This window comes from Gemmatimonadaceae bacterium, assembly GCA_020851035.1.
Lineage (GTDB): Bacteria > Gemmatimonadota > Gemmatimonadetes > Gemmatimonadales > Gemmatimonadaceae > JACMLX01.
The window spans coordinates 120,953-132,929 of sequence record JADZDM010000010.1; the positions used below are offsets into that span (position 1 = coordinate 120,953).

General features: G+C 71.8%; 9 protein-coding genes and 2 tRNA genes. 1 reads left to right on the top strand and 10 read right to left on the bottom strand.

The window, feature by feature from the left end:
• Nucleotides 1-55 precede the first annotated feature (55 nt).
• The 10 genes from IT355_08430 to IT355_08475 all read right to left on the bottom strand — a co-directional run bounded on the left by IT355_08430 (nt 56) and on the right by IT355_08475 (nt 9,182).
• Nucleotides 56-652: a hypothetical protein gene (locus IT355_08430; GenBank protein MCC7053284.1), complete on the bottom strand. Its 597-nt coding sequence runs from the start codon at nt 650-652 to the stop codon at nt 56-58.
• Nucleotides 653-861: 209 nt separating this feature from the next.
• A tRNA-Tyr gene (locus IT355_08435) sits at nt 862-944 on the bottom strand.
• Between the two features lie 52 nt (nt 945-996).
• Nucleotides 997-1,069: transfer RNA gene (locus tag IT355_08440), tRNA-Thr, on the bottom strand.
• A gap of 65 nt (nt 1,070-1,134) precedes the next feature.
• Nucleotides 1,135-2,568, bottom strand: coding sequence for a cysteine--tRNA ligase (locus IT355_08445; protein MCC7053285.1), 1,434 nt, complete (start codon nt 2,566-2,568; stop codon nt 1,135-1,137).
• A gap of 93 nt (nt 2,569-2,661) precedes the next feature.
• The gene (locus IT355_08450) at nt 2,662-3,270 is read right to left on the bottom strand and encodes a hypothetical protein (protein ID MCC7053286.1); all 609 of its coding nucleotides are present in this window, start codon (nt 3,268-3,270) and stop codon (nt 2,662-2,664) included.
• 103 nt (nt 3,271-3,373) lie between these two features.
• Nucleotides 3,374-4,435, bottom strand: a complete 1,062-nt coding sequence (locus IT355_08455) for a DUF1611 domain-containing protein (protein MCC7053287.1) — start codon at nt 4,433-4,435, stop codon at nt 3,374-3,376.
• Nucleotides 4,436-4,588: 153 nt separating this feature from the next.
• Nucleotides 4,589-5,752, bottom strand: coding sequence for an AI-2E family transporter (locus IT355_08460; GenBank protein ID MCC7053288.1), 1,164 nt, complete (start codon nt 5,750-5,752; stop codon nt 4,589-4,591).
• A gap of 34 nt (nt 5,753-5,786) precedes the next feature.
• Complete coding sequence (locus tag IT355_08465) at nt 5,787-6,578, bottom strand: PspA/IM30 family protein (protein MCC7053289.1); 792 nt, start codon at nt 6,576-6,578, stop codon at nt 5,787-5,789.
• 4 nt (nt 6,579-6,582) lie between these two features.
• The gene (locus IT355_08470) at nt 6,583-6,987 is read right to left on the bottom strand and encodes a hypothetical protein (protein MCC7053290.1); all 405 of its coding nucleotides are present in this window, start codon (nt 6,985-6,987) and stop codon (nt 6,583-6,585) included.
• Between the two features lie 122 nt (nt 6,988-7,109).
• The gene (locus IT355_08475; GenBank protein ID MCC7053291.1) at nt 7,110-9,182 is read right to left on the bottom strand and encodes a M48 family metallopeptidase; all 2,073 of its coding nucleotides are present in this window, start codon (nt 9,180-9,182) and stop codon (nt 7,110-7,112) included.
• Between the two features lie 264 nt (nt 9,183-9,446).
• Here IT355_08475 and IT355_08480 point away from each other — a divergent pair, with 264 nt between their 5' ends.
• Nucleotides 9,447-11,855, top strand: coding sequence for a caspase family protein (locus IT355_08480; protein MCC7053292.1), 2,409 nt, complete (start codon nt 9,447-9,449; stop codon nt 11,853-11,855).
• The last annotated feature ends 122 nt before the right edge of the window (nt 11,856-11,977 follow it).

Below are 11,977 nucleotides of genomic sequence, written 5' to 3' on the forward strand. Positions count from 1 at the left end.
CGCAGCCGTGGCGCCGGCGCCCGGCAGGGCTGGCGGCGTCTGCCGGGGCCGGCCGTCAGTGCTTCGCGGGCCCCGTCCCTTCGCGGTCCACGAAGCAGCGGCTGCGCATGGCGGTGAGGGCGGCCTGCGTGCGTGCGTCGACCGTGAGGTGCGCGGTGCGGTACCAGTCGCCGCTTCGGTAGCGGATCCACACCGCCCCGGTGGCCCCGAGCTTCTGCAGGAACGCCGCCCCCTCGTCGATCACGGCGCGTCGCTGCGCATGCCGTCCGGGGGTCAGGAACATCACGATCCACTCGTCGCTGCGGTTGTCGCCCCAGCGTGCCGAGAGCCGGGCGCCGGCGCCTGACTTCGGCATGCCGAAGATGACGTACGAGCCGTCGGTGACCGCCTCGTCAGCCCAGGGTTCGGTGGTGATGAACCGCACCACGCTGCCGCGTGAGGCGCTGCCCTCGTGCTCACACACCACCACCAGCGAATCCTGGCTGGGGAAGGTGATCGCGAGCCGGCGGCGCCAGTACTGCTCGACGGGGTCGAGCAGCGAGTCGATGGTCATCGTGGCGGTGGCGGTCGCCGGGCGCTGCGCGGGCAGCGATGCGGCGGGCAACGCCAGGAGGCAGAGGCCGGCAAGGACGGTCGAGGTCCGCGATGGCACGCGCCGCAGCTCCCTCCGGGCTGCGGAGTGGCGCGGGCGTGGCGGGTCGGGGCGCGGGCCCGTCGCAGCCCGGGTGCCGGGCGCGCACCGACGCCGGCACGATGTGGTGCGGGGTGTGGGCGGGGCGTCGGGGGAAGCCGCACGGCGGCGCGGCGGCCGATCGGAAAGACGAAGGCCCGACGCGATCTCGCCGCGTCGGGCCCTGCACATGGTGGAGGAAGGATTCGAACCTTCGAAGGCCGGAGCCGACAGATTTACAGTCTGTTGCCGTTGACCGCTTGGCTACTCCACCGCTGGTCCTGCCACATCCCTCTCGGTCGCCCACGTCCCCCGCGACCGGCAAGAGCTGACGGCGAGAATCGAACTCGCAACCGCCTGATTACAAATCAGGTGCTCTGCCAATTGAGCTACGTCAGCGTTCAACTGCACGTCTGCCGAGAGCCCAACAACCTAGCCCGACAGCCCCCGGACATCAACCGGGCTCAGGCACCGCCGCCCGGCGACACCGACACCTGCTTCCACGTCGTCCCCATGGGACCGTCCTCCAGCACGATCCCCTCCGCCGCCAGCTCGGCGCGGATCCGGTCCGACTCCGCGAAGTCCCGCCCCGCCCGGGCCGCCGCCCGCCGCGCAATGGCATCAGTCACCCGCATCGCCAACGCCTCGTCCGCCACCAGCGCTGCCGGCACGATGTCCAGTACGCCGTTCATCACCGCGAACGCCGCCTGCGCCCGCGCCACCCCCGCCGGCGCCGTGCCGCCCTGATCCAGCAGCGCATTCACGCGATTCATGAACACGAACAGCGCCGACAGCGCCGCCGGCGCATTCAGGTCATGTGCCAGCGCAGCCCGGAAGTCCGCCTCCGCCTCCACCGCCACCGCCGAGAGCTCCGGCGGACCACCCGACGCCGCCGCCAGGCGCGACGCGAAGTCACCCACACGGCGCACCGCGCTGCGCGACGCCTCAAGCGCCTCGGAACTCAGGTTGAGCTGCTGGCGATAGTGCGTGTTGAACATGAAGTGCCGCGCCGCCGCCCCATCCAGCCCCTCCTCCTGCAGCTCCGACACCCCCCACACATTGCCCACCCGCTTCGCCATCTTCGCGCTGTCCACCAGCAGGAACTCGCCATGGCACCAGCAGCGCGCGAACACCTTCCCAGTCGCCGCCTCGCTCTGCGCGATCTCGTCCTCGTGGTGCGGGAAGATCAGGTCCACCCCGCCGGCGTGCAGGTCGATCGTCTCGCCGAGGATGTCCATCGCCATGGCGGAGCACTCGAGGTGCCAGCCGGGACGCCCGCGGCCCCACGGTGACTCCCACGCCGCCTCGGCCCGCTCGTCCTCGTCCTTGGCGGCCTTCCAGAGCGCGAAGTCCTGCGCGTTCTCCTTCGTGTACTCGTCCTGGCTCACCCGCGCTCCGGCGCGGATCTCGCGTGTGTCCAGCCGCGAGAGCCGCCCATACGGCGGGAACTTGTCGATCGCGAAGTACACCGACCGGTCGTCGGCCTGGTACGCCACCCCCTTCTCCATCAGTCTCATCACCAGCGCGATCATCTGCGGGATGTAGTCCGTGGCGCGCGGATAGTGCTCGGCCGGCTGGATGCGCAGGAACTCGCGATGCGCGTGGAAAGTCGCCACCACCGGGTCCGTCACCTGGCGGATCGTCAGCCCCTGCTGGCTCGCCCGCGTGATGATCTTGTCATCCACGTCGGTCAGGTTCATGACCTGCTCCACCTGCCAGCCACGCAGCGCCAGCGCCCGCCGCAGCAGGTCCTCGAAGAGGAACGTGCGGAAGTTACCCAGGTGCGCCGGGTTGTAGACCGTCGGGCCGCAGGTGTACATGCGCACGCACTCGCCGTCGGCGGGCGCGAACGGCTCGACCTGGCGGGTCAGCGTGTTGTAGAGAAGGAACTCGCTCATCGTCTCGAGGCAGGAGCAGCGGGCGCGGCCGGCGACACTCCACCGCCGGCGCGCAGGCGCGATCGGGCCATGCGCACGCCACGCCCCGTCAAGCTATCGGTCCGGTGCACCCCGTGCCATCCGATCCGCGCGCCCCTCCGCCACCATCCGCGCCGGCGCCGACCACATCGCATGGCCCGGCGCCTCCGCGGGCAGCGGCGTCAGCACCGGTCGGAGCTGCCCGCCCGCCAACTCGAGCATCGGCCACGGCCATGCATCGCCGGACGCCAGCGGCGCCGCCACCAGCGCCGCACCACCACACGCAAGCCATGGCCGCAGCAGCGCCACCAGCACACGCACGTCCGGCGCGGGCGCGCGCTCGGTGAGCGCGGCATCGAGGATCACCAACCCCGCAGGCAGGCCGTCCCGCCGCTGCAGCGCCCGCGGGGCATCACCGGCCGGCGCGTATCGCACCCCGGCCAGCCCGCGCGGGCCCCAGCGCGCGCTCCCCGAGTCGGCGCGCGCCACCCCCGCCGCGATCGCACACAGCATCGAGCGCGCCAGCGGCAGCGCGCCGGTGATCGCGAGCGCATCGCCCGGCATGAGTTGCAGTGACACGCCCCCCAGCACCGTCACGCGCACGCGACAGCTGCCGACACCGGCGGTGATGACCTTGCGGACGTTGCGCAGCACGAGCTGCGGCGGAGTGACGAGAGGTGACACGGATGCTCCAGTGGCTGGGGGACACCGCCACCATGCCGCCTCGCGTCGCCCCGCGAAAACCGGACGCGCGCACGCCGGTGCATTTCCCTGCGTCGCGGCGCCGTCAGCGCAGCGCCAGCCGCTCCTCGTGCAGCCCCAGGATCGCATCGGCGATCGGGCCCGCGTCGAACCGCACCGGGTCCGTCGCCGGCAGCCGCGTCTCCGCCATCCCGCGCTCGATCGCATCCCGCGCCGCGTCGTCCGAGAGGTCGAAGGTGTTCATCGCGATCGCGATCGTCGGCGCATGCCGCAGTGGCGCCGTGACCGCGTCGTGCAGCGCGATCAGCGACTTGAGCGACGGGATCTTCACCCACTCGTTGTTGCGGATCGCGGTGCGCGAGGGCTGTGTGCAGAGCACCAGCGCGTGCGGCAGCGAACCGTGGATCAGGCCCATCGTCACCCCCGAGTAGCTCGGGTGCAGCAGGCTGCCCTGCCCCTCCACCAGCACGATGTCCGCGTCCTGCGCCGCCTCCAGCACCAGTCGCTCGGCCGCGCCGCCGATGAAGTCGGCCACCACCGCGTCCACCCCGATGCCCTTGCCGTCGATGAAGATGCCCGTCTGGCCCGTGCCCGCGAAGGCCACCCGCGCGCCCCGCGCCGTCAGCGCGTCCCGCACCGCGAGCTGCGTCGTCATCTTGCCGATGTTGCAGTCGCTGCCCACGGTGAGCACCACCGTCGCCGCGATGTCGCGCACCTTGCCGGTGGAAACGGGGAGGTGTGCCGGCGGCTTGCGCACGTCGCGGATCTCCACGCCCCGCGCGCGCGCGATGGCGGCGAACTCCGCATCGTCACCGATGAACGTGTGCAGCCCGCTCCAGATGTGCAGCCCCGCGTCCAGCGCCGCGCGCAGCACCGGCCGCCAGGCGTCGGGCAGCTGCCCGCCCGTGGGCGCAATGCCGATCAGCAGGATGTTCGGGCCCAGCGGCAAGCCGGCCGCGACCGAGTCCACGACCGGAATCGCGCCGCCGAACCCCAGCACCTCCTGCACCGTGCGGCCCGCGCGGGTGGAGTCCAGCACGCCCGCCACCTGCCCGGGCGTGAAGCGGATGCACCCCACGGCGGTCTTGGACGTGTGCGGCCCGAAGGCTCCTTCGGCAAGGATCAGGTAGCGCGGCGTGATCGACATGCCGGAAGCATAAGCAGCACCACAAGCCGCACGGCGGGCCGCAGCGGCACCGGTCCGCGCGCGCCGTCAGTCCACGATGAACAACACGGCGCCGGCCGTCGTCCGGACCGCTGCGGCGGCGTGTCGTACGCCCCCTGGTACCTCATGCCGCGCTTACGCAGCCGACGAGCGTTCCGCCAGCGCGATCAGGTCGGGCAGCGCCCCGGCCGGCACCGTCACGCCGCCTTCCGGCGCCGGCACCCGCAGCACCATCGTCCGGTCCTGCTGCAGCGGCTTGCCGGCCACGCCCTGGTAGATGCGATTCACCAGCACGCGCCGCACCATCACCGTCAGCACCACCAGCAGCGGCACGGCCACCACCAGGCCGATCGGCCCCAGCAGCTGCCCGAAGATCAGCACCGCCATGATGCTCAGCACCGGCGGCAGCTTCACCTGGTTCTGCGTGATCAGCGGCAGCACGAGGTTGCTCTCGATCAGGTGGATCACCGTGCCGAGCACGATGACGCTCGCCACGCGCCACGGCTCGCCATCGCTGGCGAGCACGAAGAGGGCGGGCAGCACCGTGCTCACCAGCGTGCCGAAGAACGGGATGATGGCCACGGCGCCGGTGAAGATCCCGAACGTGAGCCAGTACGGCACCTGCAGCGCCGCGAGGCCGATCGCCGTCAGCGTGGCCAGGATCACCATCCCCAGCAACTGCCCCGTGATCCAGCTCCGCAGGTCGCGGGTGATCTCCAGCAGCACGTCGCGCACCAGCTCGCGCTGCGTCGGCGGGAAGAGCGCGATCAGCCACTCCCGGTAGTCGGCTGGCCGCCGCGCCAGGTAGAGCGACATCACCAGCAGCGCGAAGGCATCGATCGCCACGTGCAGCAGCCCGAACACCTTCGGCAGCAGCCCCTCCATCTGCGCGCTGGCCTGGTCGTACAGCACCTCGAGCGCGGAATGGTCACCTGACTGCAGGTATTCCTTGAGCGGCGGAATGCGGTCGCCCAGCTTCGCGATCTGGCTGTCGAGCCCCGCGATGTAGCGCGGCAGCTCGGCGAGCAGTGCCCGCGTCTGCTCGGTCACGGGCGGCACCAGCAGCGTCACCAGGCCCGCCACCGCCCCCAGCGTGATCACCACCGCGGCCAGCATCGCCAGCGGTGCCGGCAGCCGCAGCCGCACCTCGAACACGTCCGCCACCGCCCGCAGGAACAGCGACAGCAGGATCGCGATGAACAGCAGCAGGAAGATGTTCGCCGTCTTCACCACCAGCAGCAGCAATGCCCCGGTCACGATCGAGCCGAAGAGGATCGGCGCGAACCTGACGCGGGGCATGGCTGTCACGCCGGAACCGCTCACCGCCACACCGTCACGACGCCGGTGCGTTGTCGTCGAGGTGCTCGAAGTCCGCCTCGGTGATCTCGCGCCCTTCGCCGGCGCCCTTCGGCAGCTGCTTCGCCGCCGGCGACGTCCCCGCCGGCAGCATCCCCATCTTCTGCTTCAGCTCCAGCAGGCGCGACTCGGCGCTCATGCCGCCCGCCGCCTTCTCCAGCCGCTTGAAGTCGGCGTGCAGCTTGTCGCCCGAGAACTCCTCCTCGATCTCGGCGCTGGCCGTGAGCCGGCGCTCGTTCATCTCGATCTTCTCCTCCATCCGCGAGAACGCCTCGAAGGCGCTCTTCTCGCTGAGGCCCGACATCGTGCTCTGGATGCGCTGCTGCGCCTCGGCGCGACGCGCGCGCGCCAGGAGCAGGTTCTTCTTGCGCTTCGCCTCCTCGATCTTGTCGTTCAGGTCGCGGAGCAGCGACTTCAGCTTCTCCGTCTCGGCCTGGTGCGACTGCCAGGTGTTCTGCAGCGTGACCGCGTGCTCCTGGTGCTCCGACTGCCGCACCAGCGCCTGCCGGGCGAGGTCGTCGCGGTTCTGCTGGATCGCCAGCATCGCGCGCTGCTCCCACTCGCCGGCCTGCTTGAACTCCGACTCGAACTGGTCACGCAGCCGCTTCTCGTCCGCGATCGCCGCCGCCACCTGCTGCTTCGCCTTCGCGAGCTGCGAGCGCATGTCCAGGATCGACTGCTCGAGGACCTTCTCCGGGTCCTCCGCCTTCGAGATGAGGTCGTTCAGGTTCGCCTTGATCAGCGAGGACAGCCTGTCGAAGAGTCCCATGGGATCAGTGGACCTCGCGGAACGGGGCGAGCTCGCGCACATGCGACGCGAGGGCGAGCGTCATGCTCTCGTAGGCCGCGAGGAACTCGGAGAAGTCGAGGTTCGCCAATTCCAGGGCCTCGGTGAGGATGATGTCGTCGGCGGAGATGCCGTACGCGCCGTGGACGAGGTCGGTCGCGTTGAGTTCGAGCAGGCGACGCGACAACTTCGCCGCCGCGATCGCATCCGACGGCACTGGCATGACGTTCATGCGCAGCAGCAGCACCGGCGGGGTGAGGTGCACCACGACCTGCGCATCCGGGGTGCCGCCGGGGCGGACCACGAACATGCCGGGTTCCACTTCAGAGTAGCTGGCGCCTTCCGCGCCCAGGCGGACGAGGAAGCTTTCCAGATCTTCGCGACTGACCATGAGGTGTCTCGGGTTGGGGCCGCCATTCCGTACGCAGGCGGTGCCGGCATGTTTCGCTCCGACACGCGAAGCTACGGACAGGACGAAAGGGTCGGCAACCGCACCGCCCGCACGCCCCCCCGTCACTGGTCGGTGCGCACCACCACCGACCGGATCACCACCCCGTCCGTGATCACCCGCACCAGGTGCCCGGTCACCACGAAGACATACGTGTCCGCATCCCGGTCCACCGGCCGGCCCAGCCGTGACAGCGCGCTCACGGGCTGTCCGGGGGTGATCCCCGCCAGCGACCACCCCCCCGACGACACGATCCCGACCACCCGCTCGCCTCCCGCGGGGTCAGGCTGGACCAGCAGTCCCACTCCGGCCTCCGCACTCTGGAGCACCCGCCCCTCGGTACCCCCGCTGCCGGCCGCCTCGGCCACCCCCGGCACCACCGTCCGCGCCTCCCGCGGCCGCATCCCGGTGCCCACCCGGCGCAGACCGTCCGGCGAGACGAGCTGGATCGACCGGAAGCCCAGGTTCCCGATCTTGCTGCTGGCGCCACCCGACGGCGCGGACGGCCGCGGAGTCGGCGCGACCGACGGCGCCTGGCCACCGGCCGGCAGCGTGGTGGACCCGCCGTTCCGCGCCGCCATCACGATCCGGCCCGCCTCCTGGCCCCACGGCTGCTGCCCGAACACGTCGCGATACGCCGCCAGCAGCGTCAGCCCGGCCGGCCGGTCGCGCTCGAACAGCGCCCGCGCGTAGTTGAAGCAGACGCGCGTGCTCATCGGCTTCGTCTTGTCGCTCAGGCAGCTCGCGCGCCACGACGTCTCCGTCGGCAGCGAGCCGTCGCCGGTGAGGATGCGCCCGAACACTGCGCGCGCCGAGTCAGCCTGGCCCGCCTGGTAGTAGGCCACGCCAAGCGTGTTCAGCACCGAGGCATCCCCAGATGCCAGCTGTGCGGCGCGACGTGCCCGCTGCAGCGCGCGCGCCCCGTTCCCGGTGTACGCATCGAGCAGGGCCAGGTTCGAGAGGCTGGCCGGACGGTTCTCCACGTCGCGCATCGACTCGAGCGCGGTGCGTGCCCGTGCCAGCAGGGCGGGATCACCGGTGTTGTCGCCCCGCAGCCCCTCCACGAAGCGCGTGCGCACCACTCCCACGGTGGGACGCACGCCCAGCGCGCCCACCGGCACCGAGGCCAGCCACTGCGTGAGCAGCGCCGCCGCCATCGCCTCATCCACGAACGGCGTGCCGGGCAGCGCGCGGCGCACCGAGTCGAGCATCGCGATGCCGCGATCCACCTCGATGTTCGCGCTGATCAGCCCGATCGCACTGTCGTAGCGATCCTGCTCCTCCAGCATCCCGGCCCACATGCGCAGGTACAGCGCCGCACGCCGCACCGACGACGGGTGCGTGCTCAGGACCCGCTCGCCCCAGAACGCGTTCTCGCCCGAGGCGCGCTCCTCGGCGGCGTCCAGTTCCCACAGGCGCACCATCTCGCCCGCGTCGCTGAACACACTGTTCCTGCGCGTCGCGAACATGAGGTACGCCGCCAGCGAGTCGGCCGACAGTTCCTTGCCCTGCGAGTACGAGCGGCACGCGATCACGCCCGGTGCCGCCACCCGCGTGCCCTCGACCCCGCCGCCCGCCGCGTCGCCGCCTGCGGCGAGGCGATCGCTGCCGCGGCAGTTGCGATCCTGCGCGTGCCGGAGCAGCAGGTGCGACATCTCGTGTGCGATGACGGTCGAGAGGAACACGTCGCCGAGTTCGGAGGCCGTCCGGCCCGAGCGCGGGGCCGCCTGTGCCGCGCGACGGTCGAGCGCCTCGATCATCCCCGTGTACACGACGATCAGGTGATAGCCGTTGTCGGGCCACCCGGTGGCGAAGGCGTTCTCCTCGTTCTTGTTGAGCACCAGGAACCGCGTCGACGCGCCGACGTCGCGTGCCGCGGCCGCGAGCGGCTTGAGCAGCCGCGCCACCCGCAGCGCCCGCGGCGTCTTCACCTCGCAGTTCGCCTTCTGGAAGTCCGCCTGTTCGCGCAGCATCTGGCGCACCTGGGGCTCGAAGCTGCTTGCCACGGACTGCTCGGGCAGCGCCGGCACGGGGTCGCAGGGGGCCTGGGCCGCGAGCGGCGACCGGGCGGCGGCAGCGGCCAGCAGGCCGGCAAGGACGAGGGCGCGGCGGATGCCGGATTCGGAGGGCGTAGGCATGGCGGGAGTCTAGGGCGAAGCGAGGTCGGCAGCCATCACCGGTCCGGGTGACCCCGGCGGCACATCCCCGGGTGGCCGGTGTCGCGGGGACGTCTGCCGGGATGGACACGTCACGACGGGATTCGTGTCCATCTCCCCAGGTGCGCCGCAGAGGTCACCCGAACGGGTCAATTGTCCCGGGACGGGCCCGGCCGTATTGCTTGATCGGCGCGCCTGCCTGCCCACTGCACCCCGCGCCCGCCTCCCCCGTCCGACTGCCGCCCCATGCCTGCCCTGCGCCTCCCGCACGTCGCACCGTCCGCCCTCCGCCTGCGCCGGCTGCTGACGGCCGCCATCACCTTCGCCGCCGGCGCCGCGATCGTGGCGCCGCTGCAGGCCCAGGTGCGGCGCGCGCTCATCGTGGGCATCAACGACTACGAGGCATTCCTGCCACCCACCGCCGCGCGCACCGCGGTCGCCAGCCAGGCGCGGCGCACACCGGCACCACGCGAGGCAGGCGCGCGCGGCACGATCAGCAACCTCGAGGGAAGCGCGAACGACGCACAGGCCGTCGCGCAGGTCGTCACCGCGCGCTTCGGCTTCCGTCGCACCGACGTGCGCCTCCTGATCGACCGCCAGGCCACGCGCCGCGCCATCATCGACTCGCTCACCGCCATGCTGGCGCGCTCGAAGCCCGGCGACGTGGCCTTCTTCTCGTACGCCGGCCACGGTGCACTGCGCCGCAACACCCTCACGCCGGGCAAGCAGGTGGACCAGACGCTGGTGCCGGTGGATGCCAACGCCGGCGCCGAGGACATCCGCGACAAGGAGCTGGCCGCGATCCTCGCGCCGGCGGCCGCACGCGGCGTGATCGTGACGGCGGTGATCGACGCATGCAACTCGGGCTCCATCACCCGCGGTGGCGTGCCCTCGCTGCTGCGCGAGCGTTGGGCGGCGATCGACGAGCGCGACAAGGCGGAGCGTTACACGGGCGACTTCCCGGCCGAGAAGGGCGCGCTGATCATCGCCGCCGCCGAGGACACGCGGCCGGCGAAGGAAGGGATGGACGAGAACGGGACGCGGCACGGGCTGTTCACGGCGGCGTTCCTGCAGGCGCTGCTCTCGAACTCCGTCAACGCCAGCGCACGCACGATCTTCCAGAGCACCAAGGCGATCATGCAGGGGCGCGCCCCGGACCAGGTGCCGAGCATCGATGCGCAAGCCAGCCGGCTGCGGCAGCCGCTGTTCGGGGGTGCCGGCAGCGAGGGCGCGACGCGCACCACGGTCGCGATCACGCAGCTGCGGGGCGAGCAGGCGGAACTCGACGGCGGACTCGCCCTCGGCCTGCGGCCCGGCACCGAGCTCGCGCGACTCGTGCGCGGCGTGCCCGACACCACCTTCATCATCCGCGTCGAGCGCAACACGAGCATCGCGCGCAGCCTGGCCTCGATCGTGAAGGGCAGCGAGGACAGCCTGAAGATCGGTGACCTGTACACGATCACCCGCTGGGTGGCCGCCGACGAACCGCTGCTGCGCGTGTGGGTGCCGTCGCCACTCGCCTCCGATGCGGTGCGCGATGCGGCGGTAGCCGAGGCCCGCCTGCTGAAGGCGAGCACGCAGGTCACCTGGGTGGACGACCCCACGCGCCTGCCGTCGTCCACGCAGCCGCTGGTGACGGTCGCGTTCGAGGAGGGCTGGTGGACGCTGCGCACCGGCCGCGAACTGCCCGCCAAGATCGGTGCCACGCTGCAGGCGAACCGCGTGCTCTCGGCCATCGGGCAGCTTGGCGTGAAGAACGCGGCCGTGTGGCTGTCGATCCCGCCCACGCGCGCGCTGGACCAGGCGCTGGCGATCGGCGGCGCGCAGCAGGCGGCCGGCATCACGCGCGAGGGGGCGCCGGAGGGCGCGTTCTACGTGCTCGCGGGCCGCGTCACCGACGCGGGCGTGTCGTATGCGTGGGTGCGCAGCAACGCCGCGGCGGCCGACACCGCGTACAGCGCGTTCCCGCCGCGCAGCAACTGGTTCCCCGTGAGCACCGCCCCGAGTGCGATGGCGGCCGCCGATTCGCTGCGCATGCGCGCCGAGGCGCTGGGCCGCGTGCGCACCTGGCTCACCATCGCGACACCGCCGGACGAGGGCCAGTTCCCGTACCGGCTGGTGGTGGTGGACAGCGCGTCGCAGCGGCCGGTCACGGCCGATTCGCTGGCCAGCGGCACCGTGATCCAGCTGCGCCTCGATGCCGACACCGCGCGACTGGCCGCCGCGGCGACACGCGCGCCCCGCTTCGTCTACGTCTTCGACATCGACAGCAAGGGCAAGGCGACCCTGCTCTTCCCCGCCGACGGCACCAATGCCAGCAACCGCGTGCCGTACTTCATGGGGAACCGGGAGGTGTGGCCCGAGGCCATCCCGGTCACCGATGCCGGCGGCCGGGTCGCCTCCTTCGGGGCCACCGACATCGGGGTCGAATCGCTGCTGATGGTGACGTCGGAGCAGGAGCTGCCGCGCGACGTGTTCGAGTGGGACGCGGTGGTGGCGGCGGAGATGACCCGGGGCGGCAACGACTCGGCGCTGGGGAGCCTGCTGCGGAGCCGGATCGGCGGCACCCGCGGGCTGGGGGCGCGGAACGGCTCGGCGCCGGCCACCTGGTCGCTGCAGCGGGTGCAGGTGCGGGTGGTGCCGGCGGCGCGCTGAGGGCCGGCGGCCCGGACCGCTGGCGGAGACGGGGGGAATGATCGATCGTCATTCCGTGTCTGTTGCCGGTGTCGGGTCGCGGCGGCCGGGACGTCCCGGTGGTCAGAGGTTGGAAGTATCCA

Excerpts from the sequence above, each read along its gene's own strand:
- IT355_08465 (MCC7053289.1), bottom strand. The coding sequence starts at position 6,578 with ATGGGACTCTTCGACAGGCTGTCCTCGCTGATCAAGGCGAACCTGAAC.
- IT355_08455 (MCC7053287.1), bottom strand. The coding sequence starts at position 4,435 with ATGTCGATCACGCCGCGCTACCTGATCCTTGCCGAAGGAGCCTTCGGG.
- IT355_08480 (MCC7053292.1), top strand. The coding sequence starts at position 9,447 with ATGCCTGCCCTGCGCCTCCCGCACGTCGCACCGTCCGCCCTCCGCCTG.
- IT355_08470 (MCC7053290.1), bottom strand. The coding sequence starts at position 6,987 with ATGGTCAGTCGCGAAGATCTGGAAAGCTTCCTCGTCCGCCTGGGCGCG.
- IT355_08460 (MCC7053288.1), bottom strand. The coding sequence starts at position 5,752 with ATGCCCCGCGTCAGGTTCGCGCCGATCCTCTTCGGCTCGATCGTGACC.
- IT355_08475 (MCC7053291.1), bottom strand. The coding sequence starts at position 9,182 with ATGCCTACGCCCTCCGAATCCGGCATCCGCCGCGCCCTCGTCCTTGCC.
- IT355_08445 (MCC7053285.1), bottom strand. The coding sequence starts at position 2,568 with ATGAGCGAGTTCCTTCTCTACAACACGCTGACCCGCCAGGTCGAGCCG.